The sequence below is a fragment of the Metallosphaera javensis (ex Sakai et al. 2022) genome (assembly GCA_021654415.1).
Lineage (GTDB): Archaea > Thermoproteota > Thermoprotei_A > Sulfolobales > Sulfolobaceae > Metallosphaera > Metallosphaera javensis.
Window position 1 is genome coordinate 564223 of sequence record AP024487.1, and the last position, 25062, is coordinate 589284.

A 25062-nucleotide genomic window follows, 5' to 3' on the forward strand; every position below is an offset into this window, starting at 1 on the left:
GTATACAATCGTATAAAAAGTTACAAGGCTAATCAGTGGCTGCCCGCTCCTTTCACCGGTCAAGGAAAAATTTTCATCATAAAACTTGTAATCCGTAAGTCACCTATCACTTTATGATTTTCGCAGGCGTGGATCCTGGAACCTCTTCCTACGCTGTGGCAATGGTGGATGGGCTGGGGAGGGTGATAAATTACACGGAGTTTCCGACTGATCAAGTGGAAAAAGACGTACTATCAATAATTGGTCATATTCTAAAGTATAAACCAACCCTAATTTCCCTGCCCTCTGGTCACGGTCTTCCCTTTATCAAGGCCAGGGATCTGGAAGAGGATGATATTTTTAAAATGACACTTTCAACAACAGAGAGAGGGCCTCTACACTCGTTTTTGAGAGCGTCTAAACGCTTGCCCGGGATAACCATTCCCTCCGTCGTTGAATTACTTAGTGTGCCAAGGCACAGAAAGGTAAACATGATCGATCTTGGAACAGCAGATAAGGTTGCATCTGCTTTCTTTTACAGAACCATGTTCAGGGACTTCGTGCTGGTGGAGACAGGTTCAAAGTTTATATCTGCTCTAGCTGTGCTTGATGGAGTAATAGTAGACGGTTTGGGAAGTTCCATCCTGCCTGGTTCCGCCGGGTTTGTGGATGGGGAAGTGGCCTATCTCCTATCCCAGCGCAGGCCTTTAACCAAGAACCTGATTTACTCTACCGGAACATTCCAAAGAGCGATGGAAGTGGCTGAAATGTTCGCGAAGTACTACGCCGAAGAGTATCAGGTCCCGGTGCTGGTCTCAGGAAAGAGAAAGGATAGGGTTCCTTTTGGCTTAAAGTTTGACTTCAGGTTCAAGGAATCAGCGGTCGGGGCAGCCTATATAGCCTCAGCTTTCGCCGGATTCAGGTTCAAGGAATATATTGACATGCTTAATAGCACTGGAACACCTATTGATTACGTGGAACTGGAGGGATGGGAAGAAACTATTACTTGGATAAGGACGCGGTCATAGATAGGGAAGGCAACATAGGGTTCGTTATCACCAACCAGAATCCTCCCGGTTACGTATACGGGTACACGAAGTATATTTACACCGGAAGGGGCCTCTGGAAGGGTTATGAAAGGGTTCTGAGATATTACGGTGTTCATAACCTTATTAATTCCCCCCAGGTGTTTTCAATGGAACCATGCCACGGCGTGGAATTTCCCATTATCCCACTGTCCAGGGTAAGGAGACATCTTTACCCGGAGGAAGGATTCAGAAAAATACTTTCAAATGAGAAAAAAATGGAGCTACATGCTATGTTTTCCCTTCTGGACAAAATACCTAACATACGTCTAGGGATAACCGGTTCCTATCTAGTGGGTATAGAGCATGCAAACTCCGATGTTGACATGGTGATCTACGGCTGTAAGGATGCCTACGACTTCCTGTCCAGTTTTCCTGGAGGAAGCCCAGACGTAGAGTGGATAAGGGAGGCTTCAAGAAACTACTCTCTGGACGTGGAGGAGGCAAAGTCTCTCTACGACGTCAGAACTAGGGGAGTGTACAGGGGAATGAGATACTCATTCCTCTTTGTGGATGATAAACCTCACCCCTATTGCAGGGAAGTATGCTCACCTCTCAGGGAGGTGATAATTGAGGGAGAAATGGAAGGTGATTGTAGATCATTGTTTTACCCCGCAGTGGCTGGGCTTTACTCCCACGATTACTACGAAGTGATATCGTGGGAAGGTATTTACTCCATGGCCATGTTCAAGGGAGGTTTGATGAAGGTGAAGGGACTTGAATTGGAGTGTTCAGGTAAGAGGGTGATTCTAATTGGGGATAGAAGGGTCAAGGGAAATATCAGGGTTCTGCAATAGGGTTGGCAGACTGCTGAGCCTGGCCTCCTTCATTGAGGCAAGCGTACCAAAACCAGGTAACGCAGGACCTACCCAGGACATCCCCTCGGTGAGATACAGGGATCTTCTGGATTCAGCCATGAAGCTGGAGGGCTCATATCAAGAGGCCTGCCTTAGGGGCTTTCATCGGAAACTCCCCCTCATGGATTTGTTGTATAAGGTCTCTAGCGGAAGATTCGCCCTTCTGGGGACGGCAATGCTGTTGTTACCCCTAGCGTATTCTGCCTCATCCCTTAATCTTGAAGGTCTGATTGTCAGGGCATCTCAGGTGATTCGTTCCATGGGGCGTGAGGATTGGAAATGGTTTAGTGACAGCCTATCCATTATTCAACCCAGTTATCTTGGAAGGATGGAGAGGATGGACTACCGATCTGGGGATCTAGAATTTTGGCGGGTTTTGGAGTGGTCTGCCACGTTTGATACAGTTTCCAGGGAGCTGATGGAGGGGTATCGTAGGTCCCTCAGGATTTTCCAGCTCTTGAGGAGTAATAGGTGCGGTTCCTTCACACGTACCATTCAGCACGCCTTCATAAGGTTACTCTCGGAAGAACCAGATGGGCTGATACTTAGAAAGTGGGGAAGCAGAACTGCACTTAACATATCTCTCCTAGCATCCAAGATCCCAGATTGCCCATCTGAAGGAGAGCTGGAGAAGTTAAACAGGTTTCTGATCTCCCGTAGAATCAATCCGGGATCCACAGCTGATTTAATAGCGTCAGGAATTGCTCTATATGAACTGAATGAGCTCTTTAATAATGGTTTCAGGTCTTTCCTGCAGAGAGGATGTGATAGAGTGGCTCAATAGGTTAGGCGCAAGGGTGATAGGGCTAGGGGATGTAGAATGTCCTCAGAGGATAAGGAACTTCAAGGGGATTTTAGGGGAGATGGATAGCATAACCGCAACGAAGTACATGGAGAGGAACAACCTTTTATTCACCAGGGAAGGAGATCTTTCAGTAGATTTTTCGACTCCCTACGTGATAGTACATGAGCCCCCCTTTGGTGTTGGAACCGGCCTCGTCAATGGAGTTAGCATAGGTTCTCTCGCCGTGAGGGCTAAGATACTAACCCACAGACCTCTCCTAGTTTTTCATGGTCATTCGGAAGTACAGAAGGAAGTTGATTTTGAGGGCACCAGGGTAGTCTCCGTTGGTCTAGGTTCACTGGGGCAATTTGTAGAATACTTCGGGAACGGGAAATACAGGTTTATCGCCATATAGTAGGCAATACGGATCTATTTTTTCCCCAACTTGATTATTTCCCTATCATAGCTCGATTCTTTATTAGGGAGGAATCCAGTATTACGTATGGTCGCCAGTTTTCTAGATCTAAAAGCTAGAAATCCATTTGAATTCTATGCATCTTACTATCCTCCAGTATACGCCGGAAGGAAAGCCTACACCATTGAGGAGTTGATGGACGGAATACGAAAAGTTGACGGATATTCAATTTTTTATCACGTATTTCACCCAATTTTTTCTAGTCACGTCGTGCCCCAAGATCTGCATAACGACTTCGCATTTTGGATTAGAGATGAACTCCATGATGAATCACTTGCATACAAGGTTTCTGATGTGGAAGGCGCAGAACCGAAGACCGTGGAACAGGTTAGGGATGAAATTCTCAAGATACTGGAGTCGTCCCAGAACAGGGTTAGAGCTGATAGACCATTTCACTTCATTACCTGCAGGCCTGTGATATACGATACAGGAAAGAGAGCGTGGAGTGTGGGGGAATTCATCGACGTCCTGTCCAGCATTACGATGCGGTCCGTGGTGTATCATTTCGTGTTCAGGCGAGTGATGGGATATTCTAGCAGGAATGATTTCTCCGCCTGGCTGGAACAGGAGTTCCACGCCTCAGCTCTGGCGGACAGACTCTCCAAGATAGATCCACAGACATATGTCAGCGAGGAGGTACTCAGGGAAGACATTCTCTCGCTAGTGGAAAGGGTGATCTACTCATGATAGAAAAATATGCTGAGATAATAGGAGAAAATGAACTGGATGCCATCTACAGAATTGCTGAGAAGCTAAAGGGGCTTTCTGTACTTCACGTGAACTCAACGCCAAAGGGTGGAGGAGTTGCCGAGATATTGAGCAAACTGGTTCCTATGATGAACGAACTGGGGATAAATACGCAATGGAAGGTTATCAGGGGAGACAATGATTTCTTTAACGTAACGAAGTCCTTTCATAATTCCCTGCAAAATGGAATGGGGAACCTAAACCAGGACAGTTTCTCCATTTACGAGAAATGGCAAGACATTAACGCCTCGGAGATACCCCTGGATTATGACGTGATCTTTATACATGATCCTCAGCCTGCGGGTTTGATCAAGGTTAGAAAGAAGGGAAAGTGGATATGGAGATGTCACATAGATATCTCCAACCCCTATCCACCGGTGTGGGAGTTCCTTCGTAAATACGTTCAGCAATATGATGCCATGATTGTGTCATCATCAGTTTTTGGAAGGGAGGATCTGAACGTTCCACAGTACATAGTTCCTCCGTCCATAGATCCCTTGAGCGTGAAAAACAGGGAGATATCACGATTCACTGTGGAGAGGATCCTGAGAAAGTTTGATGTGGATCCTCAAAGGCCACTGGTAACCCAGATAAGTAGATTCGACAGGGCAAAAGATCCCGTAGGGGTGATATCTGCCTTCAAGGGCTTGAAGAAACACATAGATGCGCAACTGGTCTATCTGGGAAGTCCTGCATCTGATGATCCTGAGGGTGATCAGGTTTACCAGGAGACAGTTAAGGCTGCTGAGGGAGTGAAGGATGTCCATCTGTTGATGCTCCCCCCAGATAGCGATCTGGAGGTTAATGCATTTCAGAGGGGAGCAGACGTGGTGATGCAAAAATCCATCAAGGAGGGTTTCGGCTTAACCGTAAGCGAAGCCATGTGGAAGAGGAAGGCAGTAATTGGAGGTAACACTGGGGGTATTCCATTGCAAATAATACATGGGTATACAGGGTTCTTGGTCAACACGCCTGAGGAGGCCACGCATTATCTGATTTATTTGCTTAGAAACAAGCAAGTGAGAGAGAAGATAGGTCAGGATGCTAGGGAACACGTTAGAAATAACTTCCTGATGACTAGGGAGCTCAGGGATTATCTCATGGTTATGTTACTGTCAATTCAAGGGTGAGATATGCTATCTTTAAGTCCAATACGAAATGCATCATGCTATTTTAATTCGCACCCTTAAAGCGAGGATGAATTTCAATTTATCTAAAGCAGGGCTCAGGCCGGGATTTGAACCCGGGACCACTGGGTCCACAGCCCAGCGCTCTAACCGAGCTGAGCTACCTGAGCCACGATGGACTAGTGAAATCTATAACAAGTCCCTGTTTTTAAGCTCTTCCTTGACCACATCGAGTATATTCCTTGCTATGATGCTTTTTGAGTCCTTATCGATCTTTCTGACGAAGTTGTTCCCAATAACTACTACTTCATTGTATTCTGAAGCGAATCCTATGTCCTTTCTAGCAACGTTATTCGCTATGATGATGTCGAATCCATGTCTCTCCTTCTTGGCCTTTGCCTTCTCTATTAACTCGTCGTCGTTATCTGCCGTCTCAGCGGAGAATCCCACCAGAAAGGCCTTTCCCCTTAATTCCTGGGAAATCTTGGGGGTCTTCTCCAGCTCGACTACCGGAACTTCGCTGTGGCTATCTATCTTCTTGTCCCTTCTCTGCCTGAATCTAAAGTCTGCCGGCGCTGCGGCCATAATTACGGTCCTGTAGCCCTTCTCCACGAGAGACACGACAGCGTCTCTCATTTCTGATGTGGATTCCACGTTCACCGTGTTTGGTACAAAGTTCTTAACCTTGGAATTTAGGGGACCGTGAACAAGATACACTTCTGCCCCCCTGAAATGTGCCTCGTTAGCTATCGATACGCCCATGGTTCCACTGCTGGGGTTGCTTATGTATCTCACGGGATCCATATACTCTCTGGTGGGACCAGCGGTTACTATCATCTTCACTCCCTTGAGATCCTCTCCCCTCAATATGTGGGCAATGAAACTCCAGGTGATGAGCTCCACATCCGGGTAGTGTGCTAAGTCATTCACAATCTCAGGCTCTACTACCCTAACGGACATCTCCCTGAGCCTTAAAACCGCCCTCCTCACCTGTGGAGATTGATACATGGGCAGATGCATTGCTGGAACAACGCATACAGGCTTTCCCAAACCCATGAAATTAAGTGCCGTGGAGACTAGGGGAGTGTCAGCTATTCCCTCCGCGAGTTTCACGATCGTGTTTGCAGTTGCAGGGGCAATCAGAAATCCATCATTCTCTTCTGCCAACTCCACGTGTTCCAGTTCCCCCGTTAACTGGGTAATCACGTTATTACCAGTTGCCCAGAGGAACATATCGGGGGAAATCAGCCTAGCTGCTTCCGAGCTCATAATCACTCTGATCTCGCTTCCCCTTCTCATGAGGGCTCTGGCCAGATCCAGTGACCTGTACAGGGATATGCTACCAGTAACTCCTAGCAGGATGGACTTCCCAAGAAGCTCTTTGCTTATTGTCCCTACAATTTTCTTAGAAGGATGCATCAGTTATCTTCACGCATGTATATATTCTACCGTTATAAAGCATTATAGCATGGTCGAAACGGTTGAAGAGAAGAGAGGGTTTACTATAAGGACTGTTCGGGCAGATGACATTGACGCCATCATAAAGATTAACAGGTTAACATTACCGGAGAACTACCCCTACTACTTCTTCGTGGAGCATGTGAGAGATTGGGGAGAGGCATTTTTCGTGGCTACCGTTGATGGGGAGGTGGTTGGTTACATTATGCCCAGGATAGAGACGGGATTCAGCAACCTCAGATCGTTCATTCCCCTTGTGAAGAAGGGTCATGTGGTTTCCATTGCCGTACTAGAGGGTTACAGGAGAAGAGGGATAGCTAAGCATCTTCTTGCATCCTCCATGGAGAAGATGAAGTCAGTATATGGGGCGGAGGAAGTTTACCTTGAAGTGAGGGTTAGCAATTATCCTGCGATCTCACTTTATGAGAAAGTAGGTTACAAAAAGGTAAAGCTACTGAAACATTACTACGCTGATGGCGAGGATGCCTACCTCATGGCAGCTCCACTCTGAGAAGGCCTCCACGTCCTCAAGGGAAGCCTAATATGTTTTTGCTCTGCGATATAATGTATGTAATGATCTAGGGATTCAGATTCTCCTTCAGGCAATGAGTTTCTCGTTACAAGGTGGAGGTAGGGGGAGTAGCGGCGCCTGGACTTGAACCAGGGACCTCAGGGTTTCTCAACGGGCATTATACCCATATATGAGCCCTGCGGCCTACCAGGCTGGCCTACGCCGCTGTTTTACCCTACCGAGACTAATAGGATCAATGGGTCATTTAAATCTTTCCTAGAGGTACGACGGCCCAATATTCAATAGGATAAACTGCTGATCAAGAGGTATCTTTTATACCCAGCTGTCCATATGCACACTTGATGATGACAAGAGGGTCGAATGAACTGTGATTGGCGCTGGAAATTCTGAGCATCCTGAAGTCATCACCACTTAAATTACCCAAAAATATTTCATCTTCGCATGATCATTTCAGCCAGATCTGCGCAGAAGATAATTTACTCAACCTGCAAGAAACTCAAAGTCGGAAATGGTCTGAGAATAGAAAGTTATAAAAGGGATAGATTTCTGGAAATCTATTTTTTAGATCACGATAAATACAAAATAATCGAAAGTGGGTATAATAGGAGGGAGTTTGAGATATCGGGAGAACAGCTAAAAGATCTATTGAGAGAGGTCCTGTCTATCGAATTTCCCAGAAGCCATATCCTGTACCTGAGCGAAATTACATAGTATTATATAAAACCTAATAAGAAAAATAGATATATAAAAACTTTTTAAACTATTCGAGCATAATTTATGCGATTCTTATGCCACCGTTTGGTAGAGTTTTGGTCGCAAATAGAGGAGAAATCGCGGTAAGGGTAATGAAGGCAGTAAAGGAAATGGGAATGACAGCTATCGCTGTTTACTCCGAGGCGGACAAATACGCATTGCACGTGAAATATGCGGATGAAGCCTACTACATTGGCCCATCGCCGGCCCTAGAAAGTTACCTTAACATACCCCATATCATAGATGCTGCAGAGAAGGCACACGCAGACGCAGTCCATCCTGGATACGGATTTCTGTCAGAGAACGCAGACTTCGTAGAAGCAGTGGAGAAGGCAGGCATGACCTATATTGGTCCCTCCGCAGAGGTAATGAGGAAGATAAAGGATAAGCTTGACGGGAAGAGGATAGCTCAGTTATCAGGAGTGCCCATAGCACCAGGATCTGACGGTCCTGTGGAGTCCCTTGATGAGGCCTTGAAGCTGGCGGAAAAGATAGGATATCCTATTATGGTCAAGGCCGCCAGCGGAGGTGGAGGAGTTGGTATAACAAAGGTTGATACCCCAGATCAGCTCATTGATGTGTGGGAAAGGAACAAGAGGTTAGCAAAACAGGCTTTCGGAAGGGCAGACCTTTATATAGAGAAGGCTGCTGTTAATCCAAGGCACATTGAGTTTCAGCTGATTGGCGACAAGTATGGAAACTATGTGGTAGCGTGGGAGAGGGAGTGTACAATCCAGAGGAGAAATCAAAAGCTGATTGAGGAGGCACCGTCTCCAGCCATCACCATGGAAGAGAGATCACGAATGTTTGAACCCATCTATAAATATGGAAAGTTAATTAACTACTTTACGTTGGGTACCTTCGAAACAGTGTTCTCTGATGTCACCAGGGAGTTCTACTTCCTGGAGTTAAACAAGAGGCTTCAAGTGGAGCACCCCATCACAGAGTTAATATTCAGGATTGACTTGGTGAAATTGCAGATAAGACTCGCCGCTGGAGAGCATTTACCTTTCACCCAGGAGGAACTCAACAAGAGGGCGAGAGGTGCAGCAATAGAGTTTAGGATAAATGCGGAAGATCCCATAAACAATTTCAGTGGAAGTTCAGGTTTCATCACATATTATAGAGAGCCCACCGGACCGGGTGTTAGAATGGATAGCGGTGTAACTGAGGGAAGTTGGGTACCCCCCTTCTACGATTCACTAGTCTCGAAGTTAATAGTCTACGGAGAGGATAGACAGTATGCAATACAGACCGCCATGAGAGCTCTTGATGACTACAAGATTGGTGGAGTTAAAACCACTATACCTTTGTACAAGCTCATAATGAGGGATCCAGATTTTCAGGAAGGAAGGTTTAGCACTGCCTACATCTCTCAGAAGGTTGACTCAATGGTTAAGAAGTTGAAGGAGGAAGAAGAGATGATGGCCTCAGTAGCTGTGGTTCTCCAAAGCAGAGGACTTCTCAGGAAGAAAGTTTCCGCCCCTCAAGAGCAGGCAAAGCCGGGATCAGGATGGAAGAATTACGGTATAATGATGCAGAGTTCTCCTAGGGTGATGTGGGGATGAAGCTCTACAGGGTTCACTCGGATAGTGGAGATGCCTTCATAGTTGCCCAAGACCAGAAGGACAATAAGGACAGATTGAAGACCGAGAATAACGAGTTTGAAATAGAATATGTCGGTCAAGGCACCAGAGAGGGGGAGATTATCCTCAAGATCAACGGTGAATTGCATAGAGTCTTCCTAGACAACGGCTGGATAATCCTTGACAACGCCAAGATATTCAGAGCTGAGAGGGTTACCGAGCTTCCGACGCAGGAAGGACAAACACTGGACGAAATGATTAAGGGCAAGGAGGGTGAGGTTATATCACCATTGCAGGGTAGGGTAGTTCAGGTAAGAGTTAAGGAAGGAGATGCCGTAAACAAGGGACAACCCCTCTTATCAATTGAGGCTATGAAATCCGAGACCATAGTGTCGGCCCCCATAAGCGGGTTAGTGGAGAAGATATTGGTCAAGGCAGGCCAGGGAGTAAAGAAGGGAGATATTCTGATCGTGATAAAGTAATAGCTATTCTGGAAGACTTATTGAGTTTCTTTTTAGAATATTTCTTATATGTTTAGAGAGTTCCTTTGAGTAACCTCTTCTTCCACCTTCTGCAATTACCAGTTTTGCCTTGGAGTTATCCACGTAATAAATGAGGTCCTCAAAGTCAGCATGATCGCTGAACGCTATACTAGAGGAGACTTTATCTATCCTCTTAATAGGTGTTTCAAATTCCCACCCAGAAAGAAGGAAATTAACATGTAGGGAATCCCTGTTCTTGAATTGATTGAAGTGTAGGAACTCTATGTACCATCCGTCCCTAAGTATACCCTGAGCTTCCGCCTCCTCCCTGGAAAAAACGTCGCTTAGTTCCATTCCGCTTGAGATGGCAATTCTAGTTATATCCTCCACTTTTCCGCTAACCACGAAGGGGGCTATTATACCGTTCCTCCGTAGTACCCTCATTACCTCCTGCAGTTTACCGTGATATCCGTATATTCTGACAGGCATTTTCACCACCGCATCGTTAACTGTATCGGACATCAACTGTTCAACCTCTCCCTTGAATTTCCTTGTGAATTCCGGCTTTCCGTAGGTCGACTCAATGATCAGGACGTCAGGATTGAGTATGGGAGTTCCCTTCACTGGGTTTTTGAAATCCCCAGTGTAGGCTATCGTCTCCTGGCTTGCTGTAACAATCTCCACCTGAGCAGATCCAAAAACGTGATCTGAGGGGTGGAGGGTTAGTCTCTCATGATCCACGTTAATGGTTACTCCATAGTTCAGATCCAGCCTCTTGTTTTTGGCTATCTTGTAACCGAGGACCTCCAGCACCTTCATGGTCGGGGGAGTAGCTATTACCCCTATGCATTCTTTCACGCTACTGGAAAGTTGCAGTGTGTGATCCGAATGAAAGTGTGTGACTATCCTGAAGTTCCTCTTCCAATGTCCGTCTACGGTGAAATTTTCACCAATGAGTATAGCGCCATTCCTCTCTATACGAACATTCATTCAGAGGTAATAGCTCTTAGATCTAGATATTTTCATCTACAGGCTTTTCCTCGATCTTCTTGAGCTGTTTTGAGTACATCTCCATGATCTCTTGGTTGGTTGTGGCATCTTCAGGGCTCTTATCATCTCTCCATCTGATGAATCTCGGAAATCTTATAGAGAGTCCTCCTTTCTCGTTTCTGCAACATGTGTGAAGGGGAGAGATTGTTATTTCGGCGCCTATTACCTCAGCCACAAGAGTCGGAGACACCCAGACATCTGGGATCATGTCAGATACTACCCTCGGATGTTTCTGCTCCCTCCTTAGCTCGTTTATTTTCCTCTGCAATTCATCCAGTTCCTGATCGCTGAAACCAGAGGCTACCTTACAAACTGTCTCGAACACGTCCTTCTCAGGGTTATAAGCGGCCATCAGTAGGGAACTGAACTTACCGCCCCTCTTACCCTTTCCGTAAAAGGCTCCCACAACTACCAGATCCACCGTGTCGGCCATCTCACTTTGGTAATCCCTCTTTAACTTGATCCAAAGCCACCCTCTTGATCCTGCCTGATATATGGAGTCAGGCCCTATGGATTTTACCATAACGCCTTCAGCACCCTCAGATATCGCCTGGTAGAAGTAGTTTTTCAGTTTATCTACATTATCAGCAATTATATGCGAAGCAATATAAATCTTGTCGTTACTGGTTAAGGCCTCCTCCAGTTTGGCCCTTCTCTCCGGAAGTGGTTTGGTGGTGTAGTCCTCGCCATTAAAGAGCATTAAATCGAAAAGGAAAAGGTTTACTGGATATTCCTTGATAGCCTCAGCGATGTTGTTTTTCCTTCTTCTATGCATAAGTTCCTGGAAAGGTCTCATTTCACCGCTTTCCGGATCCACGGGTACGATCTCGCCCTCTACAATGAAATTATCGCCCTTGACGGATTGCTTGACGTATTCCGTAACATCAATGTACTGATCGGTTATATTTTCCATTCTCCTGGAGAAGATGGTTACCTTATCTCCGCTCTTGTGAATCTGAGCCCTTTCACCATCATATTTGTAATCCACCAGGGCCTTTCCGTTCATCTTTTCCATTATCTCCTCAGGATCAGGTAGCCTCTCAGCCAGCATTGGTCTAATAGGAATTCCAGGAGTTGGAGAAATATTTTTCAACTTCTCTATTCCTTCGGTCGCTATTATCCTAGCTATATCGCCTAGGTCGGCCCTCAGGTTGTAAGCCCTTTCCACTATGGGTCTGTAGTCTGCCGACCCACCATATGTTATGGCTAGGGCATCTAGCACTGTTGCGTCACCTATTCCCAGCCTCAATCTACCCTCAACGAACCTTACCAGGTACTTGGCCTCTATGGGAGTTGCCTTCTTGATCAGACCCGCGAAGATTCTTATTTTGATGTCTCTGCTTCCCTCTCCAGTGCTAGTGGCTATCTTTACCAGCTCATTGTAGACCTCAGTGACTTCAAGCTCTCCGGCTTCCTGAGATCCTCCAACGAAGGATAAAATACTGACTCCCTTTACCTTACTCCTCAAAGAGTAGGCAACTTCACCCAAGTCACCTACGCTCTTATACAATTTTTCTACCTCTTCTTCCTTATTCCCGTATGCCATTGCAACAGCCTTAATCAGGAATTTCTCGCCCATGCCTATCTCAGGCATTCCAGTGAAGTCTGGCCATAACCTTCCCTGAATCAGGTATACCACCTTGTCTATTACCTCCCTATCAGTGTTCTTGAATAGGTCAGAAAGTAGAGATGTTAGCTGTATTCTAGAGGATATTTTTTCAAGTCTATCAAAATATTCCGCGATAAGCTTAAACTTCATATATGATTATTTGTAAGTGGCAACTTAAATAGGATTAGTGATGAGGGCTAGGAGCTGAGTGATGAAGTATCAGAGTTACTCTGATGTTGTGATTGGGGCCATCTACCTTATCAACACAATTGGAGAATATTGTAAAGGAGATGATTCTGGGAGATAGGGATCTCAAATACTACTTGGAGAAGAAGTGGATTCTAGTGGATCCACTGACAGAAGATAGCGTTAGGGAAAACGGAATTGATATGAGAGTAGGTGGTGAGATCGCCAGGTTCAAGAAAGTGGATAAGCCCTTCGAGGAAGGTATGAACCCGGATGAGTTCTTCATCAGGGAGAAGGGGGATGAGTTCATCATCTGGCCCAACGAACATGTCCTGATGGTAACAGAGGAATATCTCAGGCTTCCTCCAGATGTGATGGCATTCGTGAACATGAGGTCCAGTTTCGCCAGACTGGGCCTTCTAGTTCCTCCCACTATCGTTGATGCAGGCTTTGAGGGACAGCTGACCATAGAGGTAATGGGGTCTGGATTTCCCATAAAATTGAGGAAAGGGACTAGGTTCCTTCATCTAATCTTTGCGAAAACACTGACGCCCGTGGAGAATCCCTACAAGGGAAAATATCAGGGACAAAAGGGAGTTACCACACCAAAGTTCACGAAGTGAGTTTCCAGAATTTATCTTGATTATCGAAATAAATGCTTCCGGTCTTCCTGAGTTTTTGGAACAGTTCATGTTCCTGTTTCGATAGATACTTCTGGGCTTCGGTCTCGTCTGGTGTGTGAATTTGGGTTAACTTATTGAGGAAATTCTGAAAGAATGTGGGATCCACAGCTATTCTCTCTTCAGCGGTCCAGATTATTTTAGCCCCCTGCGATTCCAATCTATCAAAGAAGGCGTCAGGGTTTTTGAGATTAGATAACTTGCTCTCGTACATCACCCCCTGTTCCTTAAGATAGTCTATAGCGCTTCTCCTCTCCTGCTGTTGAGGTGGCCTTTTTTCCTCTTTTCGCTCATCTCTCCTATCTCTCTTCATTTCCTGGGGCTGAGTTCCTGGTTTTGTCGAGATAGTTGTCTCAATAGTTTCCACCCTCTCAGCCAGTTCTCCAAGCTTTTTCTTCACATTAAGTAGCTCCACGGTAAGAGGGTTAACCACATCTTCAATCGTTTTAGTATCTTGAGATCTTGGACTGGAAGTGAAAGAGTTACCGAATAACCTATATTTCACATACTCTGAAAGGAGTACAAAACCGTTATTCCTAGCTTCCTCCTCCAGTCTCTTGAATTCCTCATCTGACAACTTTATAATGAGACTTCTCATCTAAGAAATATCTCAATTATCGATACATAAAAATTTGATTGTAAAAAGTAATACTACGTTTGCTTTTCCAGGAGAGTGTTCAAGAAGTTCTCTTCCTGTGGTACTCCTATGAACTCCACGGACTCGTTTACGGCTACTGTGGGTACTGACATAACCTGGTATTTCTCAGCTATGTCAGGATTCTCATAGGACTCCACAACATCGGAGATCACGTTACATTTATCCGCCTTGCAAGCTTCGTAAGCCACCATGTGAGCTAGGAGCGCTGCGTAGGGACAGTAGGGGCAAGAGGGAGTAACCATCACTTCAACCTTTACCTTTCCGTTAAGCTTCTCCTTTATTGCGTTCACAGTTTCAGGGCTTAACCCGCTCTCACCTTGAGATAATCTAACTATGGTTTCTACTAGCGCTCTTATCTCCTCTCCAAGGGGTGCACCGGTCCATCTTATCTTGCCGTCCAAGAAGGCGACTGTGGGAACTCTGGAGACTTCGTACTTTGTAAATGACTCCTTATCCTTTGCAAGATCATGTACCTTTACCTTCAGTAAGTAATCTCCGTTTGGTCCCTTTGGCGAGGCCTGTCTCACAAATTCCATAAACTTCTCGGTAACACCACAGTACTGACAATTGGGGTTGCTCGAGTCTATAAAGACGTGAGCTTCAACTTCACCTTTCATGTCCCTTAAAGCGTCCACAAGCGCATTCTTCACATCCTCTGTGAATAGCTCAGCATATTCTTCCTCCATCTTTATCACTCTTTATACCTAGATTCCGGGGAAATAAAAGTTTATCATAAAGGTTAGAAATTGAGGAGTAGTAGTATAGATTAAAGTAAATTTCGGAAGTAAAGTTAATCAGTGGGTGTTAGCGGAAGCTTGCACTTAACGTCCGATGGCCTCATGATTATTATATTTCCATTTGGTGATTCCTCTCTGATAATTATGCCTTGAAATTTTTTAATTTTAACTGAGTTCTCAAGCCAGCAATCGGGCATCAACCCCGCCTTTATGCAGGTTTCCGCCAGGAATGTTTCAGAGTCCCAGCAATATTCTACAGGAACTTGTGGAAGAAGCAAACCAGAGTACATGACACCCTTTTCCACGATGAGGCCATCTTTGCCAACTTCGACCATGGAGGGTAATTTCCTGCGATCGTCAACTGTGATAGTTTCAGGCTTGGTGAGTATAGTGACCTCCACCACCAGCCGATCCAATTCTTCAGCCCTGACGGGCGGAAACCTGGGATCGGAGAACGCGGCGGCCAGCGCGGCCTTAGAAACAATCTCCCTTATGGGTGCAACTGCCTCTATGTAGCCTATGCAACCCCTAAGTTCATACCTGCCTCCAAGGTCAGATTCGAGGGTAACAAACGCCATCCCGTATTTATCTAGGATTGGATCTTCAAATTTTAGATTCTCTTTACTTCCCCTTAACCTCCTCTCTATGGACGACCTAGCTATTCTCACTAGTTCCTTCCCTACTCGTTGGTCTATGTCCCCTATGCTTAGGAGTTCCATATGAATCCTTCAGTGCTCTGGCCTTAATAAGGATCTCAGTAATCGTGTCCCAATGCTTGCCCTTCCAGTATTCCTTTTTACACCTGGTGCATATCCAAAGGTTCTTATCCTTTTTTTCGAGTATCCCATTACATTCTGAACATCTTGACGCATCAGGGTTAATATCCAGTAACAGTTCATATTTACGCGAGAGAAGGGCCAGCGTCTTCTCTATCTCCTCATCTGGTAATACTAGGAAACACTCTATGGAGTTCTTCTTGGCCCTATTGCAGAGAGCCCTATCCCTAGTTAATACAATCCTGTTCTCGTTTTTCGCTATTTTCAGTATTTTCCAGTCTTCTATATCCTTAAAGTAGAGAGTGTCGTAACCTAAAATCCTGAGCCATCGTGCCAGTTTGCCCAGCATGGCATCGACAATAAACTTCTGATAGGTCATGGAACTTGAACTAGGCTGTTGTATGCTATAATCAATATTAAAAACCATGCAACAATTAGTGTTATAATTCCCTTGGTGTAGACGGATCTCCCCAATTTCATTCTAAGTCCGAATGTGGCTAGGGGTAGGGAAAGAAGGTAGATGGCCACCACTATAGCCAGTGAGTAGTATATACTTTGCGTAAAGGCCGAAAGGAGACCTGCAACTCCTCCTAAAATCCCTCTAAAAACTAATAATTTATCCTCAGGCTCCACACTATAGCTTACGGAATTATGTCTATAAAGTTATCAAGGAAACTTTCAATGAGCTATATTGATCTAGTTGCTTGGTTAGCGGAGAATAGGGGTAAGCTGGAGGGTTGTAGAATAGACAATATCTTCTCCACCAATCTCCCCCAATTATACATCTTTGTCATACATTGTCCCAGCGGAGACTCTCAGCTGGTTGTGCAGCCTGGTAAAAGGATACACTTCACAAGGTTTAACCGAGAGCGACTTCTTGACTCTAAGGCCAAGATGTTACGTGAGCTAATAAGGGGAGAGCTCATAGAGGGCGTGGGTGTAGTCAACGGAGAGAGAATTTTGCAAATGAAATTGAAAGATAAAATTGTTTACATAGAGCTCCTCCCAAAGGGAACCTTAGTTGTAACCGATAACGAGAACAGGATCAAGTTTACGTTGGAGCAAAGGGAATTCAAGGATCGGATTCTGAGGTCTGGAGAACTCTATGTTCTGCCTCCAGCTCCAACCGAGCTCCAGCCTAACGAAATTGAAGGTTACCTGAAAAAAGGAGCTCTCTACAGGGTTCTGGGAGCACCTCAGGAATTTCTTAATATTTTGTCCATTAAAGCGAATAATCTAGAGGAGTTAAAGGAGGCCAAGGAGAAACTGGAAAAAGTGATGCAGGACATACAGCATGGCATAATTGAACCGTGTGTGGACCTTGAGAAGACTGTTTGGCCGATCCGGTTTCCAGGATGTAGTGAGAGAACAAGTTATAATGAGGCTCTAGATGATTACTTCACTTCGCTGGAAAAGATTGACCTCGAGAAACTTGTTGATGAGGGAGAGGAGAAGAGGCTAGAGGCAACAATTTCCAAGTTAAAGGAAGCCCTAGTCAAAATGGAAGAGGAGGCTGAAATTTTAAGAAAGAAAGGTCAGGCAATCATGAATAATTACCTAGATGTGGAAGAAAAAATAGGGAAAGGAATTAAGGAAATAGAAATAGATGGATTGAAAATAGAGATAGACCCAAAAATTTCGGTTTCTAAGAACGCGTCCCAGTATTTCGAAAGGGCGAAGGAACTGGACAATAAAGTAAAGAAAACTAAGGATACCATAAGCGAGTTAGAGAAGAAAAAACAGGAGATTGCTGCGAAGTCCAAGGAGATCGTCGAGGGAAGTAAGATCTTGGTAAGGAAGAAGGAGTGGTACGAGAAGTATCATTGGACAATTACATCAAACGGTTTCATCGTAATAGCTGGAAGGGATATTGACCAGAATGAAAGTATTGTGAAGAGAATGCTTGACGACAAGGACATCTTTATGCACGCCGATATCCAAGGAGCGCCTGCAACTGTGATCAAGAACCCCATTGATATAAAGGAGCAGGATCTAGCGGATGCTGCGGTGCTGGCAGGTTGCTATTCTAAGGCGTGGAAATTGGGGCTGGCCAGCATTGACGTGTTTTGGGTTTACGGTGATCAGGTGTCAAAGTCACCCCCGTCGGGTGAATATTTGCCCAAGGGATCTTTCATGATCTACGGGAAAAAGAATTACATCAAGAATGTTAGATTGGAGCTGACCATTGGGGTAAATGTGGAAAATGGCTATAGGGTGGAGGTAGGTTCATTGGATACCATTTCAAAAAGATGTAAGGTATATGTTACCATAACTCCTGGAGATTCGGATCCAGAGAAACTGGGGGACAGGATAACTAGGATATTTGCCAGGGAATTAGGCGTGGACGGGATTAAGGCATTGAGGGATGAAATAGTGAAGGTTATTCCTGGAAAGTCTAAAATTAAGGGCACAGCTCAGCATCTGGCCATTTCCTATCAATCTAGGGGATAGGTACCGAGGTTTTCATAAAATAATTTCTGGAGAGCTATATTTTCCTAAAAATATTTTTAACATTCTTTAAGATAATAACTTTATATCCACTTTAACCATAGCGAATGATAACCCGCACCTAAGTCACGGAAGCAAATCTACTTTTTAATTGTTGATTACAAGATAGATTGTCAATGTCAAGCCGATGGGCCCCGAAATGGGAACTGATCAAGGTCACAGTTAATGGAAGGCAAGAGACGGTATGTTATGATAAGGAAACAAGGCTGTATCTATGTCCCAGATGCGGGCCAGATTGCCTGAAAGGAGGAATTCCGAATTCAGGCTCGTACTTCTTCAATCAAGAGGATTTGTTAAGCCACTTATTGGCTCATAGGTATGAGCTCTGGAATAAGAAGAAACACAGGGAGGTTGAGGATGAGGAAGAAGGAGGCGAGGAAGATGAGGAGGAAGAGTAGGGTGGCCATAGTGGGGGCAATGACCATAGATGAAATAGTGTACGGTAAACAGTCACTTGAGAGACCTGGAGGGGCCCCCATCTATTCAGGTCTAGGGGTAACGATTGCTGGGGGTCTCGCTGGAGGGTATATCTCCATTGGAAAGGATTTTAATTACAGTTTACCATCTTACCTAGAAGTAATTGAAAAGATAGTGTTTGAGCGTACCATGAGATTTCTTTTAGTTTTGGACGAAAAAGGAAGGAAGTTGACCTTGAAATTCTCCCACGGTAAAATGCCCATCGATATGGAAAAATTATCCTCTTGGGATGGGATATTACTGAATCCAGTTTGCGGGGAGATACCTTCCACTACCTTTGAATTCAAGGCCGTAGCTGTGGATATACAGGGCTTCATAAGGAATTGTGTGGAAGGCGAGGAAATCCAGAACACCAACAGGTTCAATGTGAGCGTTAAATCGGAGCTTTCAGTATTTCACGCCAACAGAGACGAACTGATGGCCAGTGGTCTATCTATAAGTGACCTGCACGAGATGGGATATCAAGAGATAATTATTTCCGACGGACATAAAGGATTCCAGTTATATACCAAGAATGGGCAATTAAAATTGGAACCAGAACTGGTGGGGAATTATGAGGTGGGGAACGGCGATTTTCTTTTGGGAACCTATTTCACGTTGAGACTCAATGGATTCGACACCAGACTGGCGTCAGTGTACGCCCTTCAGTTTTCGGAGGTCTTTAGCACTCTAGGGCTGAACGTATTGCATCACTGAGACTCATATTCTCCCAGGCTCCTAGCCTGCCACATTCCCTTAAAAATTCGGGTCTACGTTTTTCCTTCTCACCAAAAAGGAGGCATTCATTGATGTATCTGGCCCTCAATGACAGAATATCCTCTCTGGATTCAATTAATCTGGCTCTTTTGAGATCTAGGACGACTCTGTCCACGTCCGGAAGCTTACCCCTATTATAAAAACTATAAATGTAGTACTGTTTATCACTTGGATACCTTAAAATGTGGGTGAATATGGTACCAGATTTTCCGTTAATATACACGTCCCAATCCCCAATTTCATGACCTGTAACTATCTGTAGGACAAGGCAGCCTATCGCATCTATTCTCTCGTTTAGACCCAGACTCCTGTTAATCCTCTGCCTAGATCCAGTGTTTATGAGCCTGTTAAAATCATAGACTCCTCTATTGGTGAATAAGGTCCCTCTGGTTATCTTAACTGGGTAACCTCTCACTATTTTAACCTTCCTTGCCAAATAATCCAATATCTCTGGAAAATTTTTTACAAAGAGGGATTTTCTAGAGGGAAACAACCAGTTGGGAAGTGAATTACAAATCGGGCAAATCTTTGCCCTCAGATGCTCCTCATCAATGACTTTAATTGAGAGGTTAATTTCAGATATATCTGCGTCTGGGTATATCTCGAGGATTTCCCTCTCCCTTTCTATCAAGGGAGGTAAGGCCGGTATCCTGAGCTCGTTTATCTCCTCAGTTCCATACAATCCTCCAAAATTTGCCTGTTCCTCGATTATTATTGCCCCTTCACGCTGAGCCAACACTAACCCTGCTATTCCAGCCCCAATAACCAAGCTCACAAGTACCCGTGATAAATTATATCAATAAAGTTTAAGATGCAAATACACCGTCACTTATGACCTTATCGTCCTTGAATACAGGTAACTTGGGTGACCTCTGTATGGAAATTTCTCCTCTTATCAGTTTCATTATTTGCTCTCTCATCTCATCATCGCTAAGGTAATCTAGGGTGGTTCTGATTCCGTCATACTCTATGGTAGGGTACATGAGGTCATACAGCAAGTCCATAGAGACCTCCACCCTCAGGTTTTGAACCTGAAACGACCTGATAACCTGGTAAATCATCGGAATTACGCCTTGATCACCGTTGATCCCAAAGATCACCCTAATGGTCTTCATATCAAAATAATCATTCGTCCATTTATTTGATTTAAAATATCTACCCCCATATTACCTCATCGATGAAGTCCACTATTGGAAATAGTTTCGTTGAACAGTCCTTACATTTTATTACCCAATATCATTCGATTACGGATGGAGATATTCGACAGATATACGCCCTACGTTATACTCTTACTTCCTGTGATCCTTGCATTACTATATAGAAACCCTTTCCTCCTTTCCCTACTAGGTGTAGTATTAATTCTCATGTTATACTCTGGAACAATAAAAATCCCCCTCAACGTCAATTTTTCGCCTAGGAGAGGAGAAGCGTCATCATACCTTATAGAAAAGGGGGTCGTGACTCGTGATAAGTCAGCTATAGGAGTCATAGTTGTAGATGACATTCCCTATGATTATAGGGATCTCTCAGATTCCTCATTAAGAGCCTCAATAAATGCCTTTCACAAAATAACTAATATAGGTGAACATGTGGATATTATCTTTAGAAAGAAGTATATAGATCAGAAATTATATACTGAAAGATTACTAAATAAATTACAGAATCTTAGAATAATAATAGAAAACGATCCATCGAATGCGAGGGCCAAAAAGGAGATGGAGCTTCTTCAGGCCATTTTGAGTAGACTGGAACAGGGAGAGAAACCCTTCTCATATCAAGTGGTTCTGCTGATCCACGGAAAGGATAAACAGGAAGCGAGAAGTCTCGGCGAGGTGCTCATACGGGGTCTGGAGAGCCTTAACATCAAATCTAGATTTGCAACGGTGAGAGAGATAGAGGACATTCTATCCCTGGGCCTAACTAAATTTAGGGGAGAAGGATTGCCCTCCCAGATACCCTTTCTTACACCCTTCTCCTTGGAGAAGATGCCGCTTGTGGAGAGGTGGGGAGATGGGATATATATAGGAAAGGATATGGAAAGACAGATTCCTGTGTTCTGGAATATTGAAAGGTCTGAGAACTCCCATATAATGATAATCGGACCCTCAGGTGCAGGAAAAACCGAACTTCTTATCTGGCTTGGAAGTTTAATGTCACTTCAATACTCTATCCCAGTTATATTTTTCGACGTTAAGGGAGACATTAGGACGAGACTGAAAAGATACGGTTTCAGTTTCAGGGTTCTAAATCCGTTTTTCTATTCGCTCAAGCTACTGGATTCTCCCTATGTGGCTCCATCAATTAAACCACTATTTTTAGAAAAAATTATCGGAGTATCATTTAAACTGGATAGAGAGGAGAGAGCCATACTTTTTAACGTGCTAAATAGGCATCTGGGAGAAGTTCATAGAAAGCCCGAATGGAGAACAATTATAAAGGACGAGGAAATAGCGAATAGATATTCCATCAGAAGATCACTGGAACTTGTGGATGCTTTCGACTCAGACGGTCCTTTCATTATGGAAGGTATTACTAACGGAATAAATGTGATAGATTTGACTCAACTCAAGGACGAAACGTTAAGGAGATTCGTCATATACTCCTTCATTTCCGTGCTTTACGCAAATTACTCGTCCGACGCTGATGTAGGGCTCAGGGTAGGCATAGTCGTGGATGAGGCATGGACAATTCTCAAGGAAGACGACGAGTACGGAATCATAGGCGATCTAGTCAAGAGGGGAAGGGGTCATGGTATTTCATTACTCATGGCCACTCAGAACATACAGGACCTGGGAGAAAACGCGGATGTTTTCATGGACAACATAGGCACCCTGTGCTTTATGAACAATGGGGACAAGAATTTCTGGAGGGAAGTGGTCAAGAGGTACTCGAACATTCTAGATAGTGAAGTGGAAAACAGGTTAACCTTTCTGGGTAGGGGAGAGATGCTGGTGAGGTTCCTAGGAGATCCTAGGCCAATCCTAGTGGCCCACAGGCCATTAACTGGAGGCTCTCTCCAGAATTGACTGGAGCCCTGCCTTTATCTTGTTATACAGAAGCTCATCCTTAACTCCGTTAATTGATATTTCCTTTATGTCCTCCTTATCCAGCACTATATTATATTCCACCTTATCCGTGAGCTTCGTATCCTCAAGGATTTTACTCATGGCATTCATGTAACTCTTGGGTAAGCTTAACCTCTTCTTAACAAGGATTTTCATAGAAGGAGGAGAAAAATATATCTCACCGATGATTTCTCCCTTTCTGTTTTTTATATAATCTAGACTTACCTTACCCCCTCTAGAAGGGACATAGCCCGACTCAATCATGCTGAGAAGATATTCATAGAACTCTAATTCCTTCTTTAGCGAGGAAATCTTTCCCTCAAGGAACTTCCTTAGTTCGTCTGTATTAGCCTCCACATCCACTAATAAGTCCCCAGTATTATTTATAAGCAAGGTGTTAGTTAAGTTTGCAGATGATACGAACTGCAATAATCGGAGGTTCGGGTTATACTGGAGGAGAACTCCTCAGATTGCTAGCGGTGCATCCACAAGTGGAAGTGACCATGGTAACATCCAGGGAGTATGCGGGCAAACCCATATCCTTGATCCATCCCAACCTCAAGGGATTTTACACAATGAACTTCACAAATTTTTCAATGGACAAAATAGGGGATAAGGCGGACGTAGTATTCCTAGGGTTACCCCATGGTGTTTCGCTCAACTACGTTCCAAAGTTGCTTGAGATAGGGCTACAGGTTGTTGATCTGAGCGCAGACTTCAGGCTGAAGAACCCAGAGGTATACAAATACTGGTATGGGATTGAACATCCATATCCAGACCTTTTGAAGAAGGCAGTCTATGGTCTACCAGAGCTTCATGGGGAAGAATTGAAGGGGGCTAAGCTCATTGCCTCTCCAGGTTGTAATGCCACTGCCACAATCCTTGCGCTCGCCCCTGCGGTTAAGTGGGGATTCGTCAAGGATATGAAGTTCGTTAGCGATGTCAAGGTGTCAAGCAGCGAAGGTGGAGCAAAGCCCTCTGAGGGAAGCCATCATCCTGAGAGGCAGAATGCCATAAGACCCTATGAGGCTGATGGGCACAGGCATGCTGCAGAGGCCGAGCAGGAGCTCTCTGCAATAGCCAACAAACAAGTTGAAGTGAGTATAGTTCCTCACGCGATTAGTAGCGTTAGGGGAGCCATGGCTTCTGTACACATGTGGACTGAGAGTGAAATGGATGACATGGATATATGGAAAAAGATTGCCGAATTCTACAGGGGGAAGAAATTTGTGAGAATCATAAGGGGAGGAATCCATCCATATCCAGATCCCAAGTACATTATAGGTAGCAATTTTGCGGACATTGGATTTGCTAACGAGAAGAGGGTGAGGAGACTCACCATGTTTTCTGCAATAGACAATCTCATGAAGGGGGCAGCTGGTCAGGCAGTCCAGAGTTTCAATATATCAAGAGGATTCAATGAGGATGAAGGACTTAGATTACCACCTCTGAGGCCTGCTTAGCCATGATAGTGGTAAAAATTGGCGGAAGGGTAGTGAAGAACGCTCTTCAGAACATCGTAGAGAGTGTTCTGAGCTATCAGGGAAAAATGATATTGGTTCATGGGGGAGGGGACATAGTCACCGAATATACAAAAAGGATGGGCATGGAGCCCACGTTCGTTACATCGCCTGAGGGCATAAGGAGCAGGTATACAAGCAGGGAGGAGTTAGATGTTTATATTATGACCATGGGTTTAATCAATAAGAACATCGTTACCCAGCTTATAAGCAGGGGAAAGAGCGCTATTGGCATTACTGGAGTTGATGGAGGAGCAGTTATAGGTACAAGGAAAAAGAGGATCATGATCTTGGATGAGAGGGGAAAGAAGCGAATAATTGACGGAGGTTACACGGGGAAAATAGTTTCGGTGAATTCGCAGTTAATGTCATCCATAGCCTCGCTGGTTGATGTAGTGGTGGTTTCGCCTATAGCTCTGGATACAGAGGAGGGCACTCCCCTTAACGTTGATGGAGATCAGATGGCTTTTAACGTTGCTAAAGCTGTTAAGGCCGAAGCTTTACTTCTCCTGTCTGACGTTGATGGGGTGCTCCTGAACGGATCTGTTATACGCAAGTTAACCAAGGAGGAAGCAAAGGAATTATCCATGAAAATAGGGCCTGGAATGAACAGGAAAGTTCTCATGGCCGCCGAGAGTGTGGAGTCGGGGGTAAGCAAGGTGATAATTGGTTCAGGTTTGGTTCCCGATGCCATAAATTCAGCCCTAGGAGGTAGGGGGACTGAGATATCATGAGTGAGAAAATAGACGCAAAGGATATCAAAATACTGGAAGTTCTGAAGAAGAATGCCCGCACTCCGTACACAATGATAGCCAAGGACCTGAAGGTGAGTGAGGCTGCAATCAGAAAAAGAATTGAGAAATTAACCAAACTGGGTGTGATTAAAAGGTTTACAATAGATTATGAGCTAGAGAATGAGGTTAAGGCCATAGTGATGGTGAAATCAACCCCTCAAATCCCAACGCCGGAAATTTCTAAGAAAATAGCCAAAACTCCAGGTGTGGAAACGGTATACGAGACCACAGGGGACTATGATATCATTGTCATTGTACGAGGCATAAATATCTCATCTATTAACAGGACCATTGATGAAATAAGAAGCATACAAGGTGTTATGGGCACAAATAGTACTATAATCCTTAGGACCTGGTTCTAAGTTCGAACTATTTATTTTC

The 25062-nt window shown here is 44.5% G+C and carries 29 protein-coding genes and 2 tRNA genes; 18 read left to right on the forward strand and 13 right to left on the reverse strand.

All coding sequences use genetic code 11. The features are described 5' to 3' along the window. Positions 1 to 113 precede the first annotated feature (113 nt). The 6 genes from QVC96_RS03475 to QVC96_RS03500 all read left to right on the forward strand — a co-directional run bounded on the left by QVC96_RS03475 (position 114) and on the right by QVC96_RS03500 (position 5057). Entirely contained in the window at positions 114 to 1007 is an 894-nt protein-coding gene (locus QVC96_RS03475) for a DUF1464 family protein (protein ID WP_287689917.1), read from the forward strand. Further along, the gene (locus QVC96_RS03480; RefSeq protein ID WP_238027217.1) at positions 968 to 1861 is read left to right on the forward strand and encodes a hypothetical protein; all 894 of its coding nucleotides are present in this window, start codon (positions 968 to 970) and stop codon (positions 1859 to 1861) included. The genes QVC96_RS03475 and QVC96_RS03480 overlap by 40 nt, the downstream gene beginning before the upstream one ends. Next, a complete protein-coding gene (locus tag QVC96_RS03485; protein WP_287689918.1) occupies positions 1818 to 2705 on the forward strand; it encodes a triphosphoribosyl-dephospho-CoA synthase in 888 nt (295 codons plus the stop codon). Before QVC96_RS03480 ends, QVC96_RS03485 begins: the two co-directional genes overlap by 44 nt. Beyond that, on the forward strand, positions 2686 to 3120 hold the full coding sequence (locus QVC96_RS03490) for a hypothetical protein (protein WP_238027219.1): 435 nt from the start codon (positions 2686 to 2688) through the stop codon (positions 3118 to 3120). Before QVC96_RS03485 ends, QVC96_RS03490 begins: the two co-directional genes overlap by 20 nt. Positions 3121 to 3207: 87 nt before the next feature. Continuing rightward, complete coding sequence (locus QVC96_RS03495; protein ID WP_238027220.1) at positions 3208 to 3867, forward strand: DUF5752 family protein; 660 nt, start codon at positions 3208 to 3210, stop codon at positions 3865 to 3867. After that, positions 3864 to 5057, forward strand: coding sequence for a glycosyltransferase (locus QVC96_RS03500; RefSeq protein ID WP_238027221.1), 1194 nt, complete (start codon positions 3864 to 3866; stop codon positions 5055 to 5057). The genes QVC96_RS03495 and QVC96_RS03500 overlap by 4 nt, the downstream gene beginning before the upstream one ends. 92 nt (positions 5058 to 5149) lie before the next feature. On the opposite strand, the gene QVC96_RS03505 is transcribed toward QVC96_RS03500, so the two are convergent. Next, a tRNA-His gene (locus QVC96_RS03505) sits at positions 5150 to 5224 on the reverse strand. A 19-nt stretch (positions 5225 to 5243) separates the two neighbouring features. After that, positions 5244 to 6473, reverse strand: coding sequence for a bifunctional phosphopantothenoylcysteine decarboxylase/phosphopantothenate--cysteine ligase CoaBC (coaBC, locus tag QVC96_RS03510; protein WP_238027222.1), 1230 nt, complete (start codon positions 6471 to 6473; stop codon positions 5244 to 5246). A gap of 49 nt (positions 6474 to 6522) precedes the next feature. On the opposite strand from coaBC, the gene rimI reads away from it, so the two are divergent. After that, positions 6523 to 7023: a ribosomal protein S18-alanine N-acetyltransferase gene (gene rimI / locus QVC96_RS03515; protein WP_238027223.1), complete on the forward strand. Its 501-nt coding sequence runs from the start codon at positions 6523 to 6525 to the stop codon at positions 7021 to 7023. A 129-nt stretch (positions 7024 to 7152) separates the two neighbouring features. Here rimI and QVC96_RS03520 read toward each other — a convergent pair. Then, positions 7153 to 7250 (reverse strand) — tRNA-Met (locus QVC96_RS03520). Between the two features lie 235 nt (positions 7251 to 7485). Here QVC96_RS03520 and QVC96_RS03525 point away from each other — a divergent pair. The 3 genes from QVC96_RS03525 to QVC96_RS03535 all read left to right on the forward strand — a co-directional run bounded on the left by QVC96_RS03525 (position 7486) and on the right by QVC96_RS03535 (position 9865). After that, on the forward strand, positions 7486 to 7755 hold the full coding sequence (locus QVC96_RS03525) for a hypothetical protein (RefSeq protein WP_238027224.1): 270 nt from the start codon (positions 7486 to 7488) through the stop codon (positions 7753 to 7755). 77 nt (positions 7756 to 7832) lie between these two features. After that, positions 7833 to 9365, forward strand: a complete 1533-nt coding sequence (locus QVC96_RS03530) for an acetyl-CoA carboxylase biotin carboxylase subunit (RefSeq protein WP_238027225.1) — start codon at positions 7833 to 7835, stop codon at positions 9363 to 9365. Then, positions 9362 to 9865 carry a biotin/lipoyl-binding protein gene (locus QVC96_RS03535; protein WP_238027226.1) on the forward strand — a complete coding sequence of 168 codons (504 nt, stop codon included), beginning with the start codon at positions 9362 to 9364 and terminating at the stop codon, positions 9863 to 9865. Before QVC96_RS03530 ends, QVC96_RS03535 begins: the two co-directional genes overlap by 4 nt. Before the next feature lie 3 nt (positions 9866 to 9868). Here QVC96_RS03535 and QVC96_RS03540 read toward each other — a convergent pair whose 3' ends face one another. Together QVC96_RS03540 and QVC96_RS03545 are read right to left on the reverse strand one after the other, a co-directional pair. Next, positions 9869 to 10855 carry an MBL fold metallo-hydrolase gene (locus QVC96_RS03540; RefSeq protein WP_238027227.1) on the reverse strand — a complete coding sequence of 329 codons (987 nt, stop codon included), beginning with the start codon at positions 10853 to 10855 and terminating at the stop codon, positions 9869 to 9871. A gap of 22 nt (positions 10856 to 10877) precedes the next feature. Next, positions 10878 to 12674: an ATP-dependent DNA ligase gene (locus QVC96_RS03545; protein ID WP_287689919.1), complete on the reverse strand. Its 1797-nt coding sequence runs from the start codon at positions 12672 to 12674 to the stop codon at positions 10878 to 10880. Positions 12675 to 12814: 140 nt separating this feature from the next. On the opposite strand from QVC96_RS03545, the gene dcd reads away from it, so the two are divergent. Next, positions 12815 to 13333 (forward strand): dCTP deaminase, encoded by a 519-nt coding sequence (gene dcd / locus QVC96_RS03550; RefSeq protein ID WP_238027246.1) that lies wholly within the window; start codon positions 12815 to 12817, stop codon positions 13331 to 13333. Here dcd and QVC96_RS03555 read toward each other — a convergent pair. The 5 genes from QVC96_RS03555 to QVC96_RS03575 form a co-directional block, all read right to left on the reverse strand. Next, positions 13323 to 13988 carry a hypothetical protein gene (locus tag QVC96_RS03555; protein ID WP_287689920.1) on the reverse strand — a complete coding sequence of 222 codons (666 nt, stop codon included), beginning with the start codon at positions 13986 to 13988 and terminating at the stop codon, positions 13323 to 13325. The two genes, dcd and QVC96_RS03555, sit on opposite strands and share 11 nt — an antisense overlap. A 53-nt stretch (positions 13989 to 14041) precedes the next feature. Next, complete coding sequence (pdo, locus tag QVC96_RS03560) at positions 14042 to 14734, reverse strand: protein disulfide oxidoreductase (protein ID WP_238027247.1); 693 nt, start codon at positions 14732 to 14734, stop codon at positions 14042 to 14044. Positions 14735 to 14838: 104 nt separating this feature from the next. Continuing rightward, entirely contained in the window at positions 14839 to 15504 is a 666-nt protein-coding gene (locus QVC96_RS03565; RefSeq protein ID WP_255776296.1) for a TIGR00296 family protein, read from the reverse strand. Further along, on the reverse strand, positions 15440 to 15940 hold the full coding sequence (locus tag QVC96_RS03570; RefSeq protein WP_238027230.1) for a Mut7-C RNAse domain-containing protein: 501 nt from the start codon (positions 15938 to 15940) through the stop codon (positions 15440 to 15442). Before QVC96_RS03570 ends, QVC96_RS03565 begins: the two co-directional genes overlap by 65 nt. Continuing rightward, a complete protein-coding gene (locus tag QVC96_RS03575) occupies positions 15937 to 16194 on the reverse strand; it encodes a hypothetical protein (protein ID WP_238027231.1) in 258 nt (85 codons plus the stop codon). Before QVC96_RS03575 ends, QVC96_RS03570 begins: the two co-directional genes overlap by 4 nt. A gap of 48 nt (positions 16195 to 16242) precedes the next feature. On the opposite strand from QVC96_RS03575, the gene QVC96_RS03580 reads away from it, so the two are divergent. The 3 genes from QVC96_RS03580 (at position 16243) to QVC96_RS03590 (ending at position 19242) form a co-directional block, all read left to right on the forward strand. Beyond that, positions 16243 to 18012 (forward strand): Rqc2 family fibronectin-binding protein, encoded by a 1770-nt coding sequence (locus QVC96_RS03580; RefSeq protein ID WP_287689921.1) that lies wholly within the window; start codon positions 16243 to 16245, stop codon positions 18010 to 18012. 173 nt (positions 18013 to 18185) lie between these two features. After that, entirely contained in the window at positions 18186 to 18467 is a 282-nt protein-coding gene (locus QVC96_RS03585; protein WP_287689922.1) for a hypothetical protein, read from the forward strand. Further along, the gene (locus tag QVC96_RS03590) at positions 18427 to 19242 is read left to right on the forward strand and encodes a hypothetical protein (RefSeq protein WP_287689923.1); all 816 of its coding nucleotides are present in this window, start codon (positions 18427 to 18429) and stop codon (positions 19240 to 19242) included. Before QVC96_RS03585 ends, QVC96_RS03590 begins: the two co-directional genes overlap by 41 nt. On the opposite strand, the gene QVC96_RS03595 is transcribed toward QVC96_RS03590, so the two are convergent. Together QVC96_RS03595 and QVC96_RS03600 are read right to left on the reverse strand one after the other, a co-directional pair. Further along, complete coding sequence (locus QVC96_RS03595) at positions 19208 to 20077, reverse strand: NAD(P)-binding protein (RefSeq protein ID WP_287689924.1); 870 nt, start codon at positions 20075 to 20077, stop codon at positions 19208 to 19210. The genes QVC96_RS03590 and QVC96_RS03595 overlap by 35 nt on opposite strands. Before the next feature lie 31 nt (positions 20078 to 20108). Next, positions 20109 to 20417 (reverse strand): hypothetical protein, encoded by a 309-nt coding sequence (locus tag QVC96_RS03600; protein WP_238027236.1) that lies wholly within the window; start codon positions 20415 to 20417, stop codon positions 20109 to 20111. A 135-nt stretch (positions 20418 to 20552) separates the two neighbouring features. Between QVC96_RS03600 and cedB the strand changes: the two genes are divergently transcribed. Then, positions 20553 to 22328, forward strand: coding sequence for a DNA import protein CedB (gene cedB, locus QVC96_RS03605; protein ID WP_287689925.1), 1776 nt, complete (start codon positions 20553 to 20555; stop codon positions 22326 to 22328). On the opposite strand, the gene QVC96_RS03610 is transcribed toward cedB, so the two are convergent. After that, entirely contained in the window at positions 22302 to 22724 is a 423-nt protein-coding gene (locus tag QVC96_RS03610) for a hypothetical protein (protein WP_238027249.1), read from the reverse strand. The two genes, cedB and QVC96_RS03610, sit on opposite strands and share 27 nt — an antisense overlap. 56 nt (positions 22725 to 22780) lie before the next feature. Between QVC96_RS03610 and argC the strand changes: the two genes are divergently transcribed. Genes argC through lysM form a run of 3 tightly spaced genes read left to right on the forward strand, consistent with a single transcriptional unit; the run spans position 22781 to position 25043 of the window. Further along, the gene (gene argC, locus QVC96_RS03615; protein ID WP_238027238.1) at positions 22781 to 23830 is read left to right on the forward strand and encodes an N-acetyl-gamma-glutamyl-phosphate reductase; all 1050 of its coding nucleotides are present in this window, start codon (positions 22781 to 22783) and stop codon (positions 23828 to 23830) included. Between the two features lie 2 nt (positions 23831 to 23832). Further along, the gene (locus QVC96_RS03620) at positions 23833 to 24621 is read left to right on the forward strand and encodes a [LysW]-aminoadipate/[LysW]-glutamate kinase (protein ID WP_238027239.1); all 789 of its coding nucleotides are present in this window, start codon (positions 23833 to 23835) and stop codon (positions 24619 to 24621) included. Continuing rightward, the gene (gene lysM / locus QVC96_RS03625; protein ID WP_011921311.1) at positions 24618 to 25043 is read left to right on the forward strand and encodes an HTH-type transcriptional regulator LysM; all 426 of its coding nucleotides are present in this window, start codon (positions 24618 to 24620) and stop codon (positions 25041 to 25043) included. Before QVC96_RS03620 ends, lysM begins: the two co-directional genes overlap by 4 nt. The last annotated feature ends 19 nt before the right edge of the window (positions 25044 to 25062 follow it).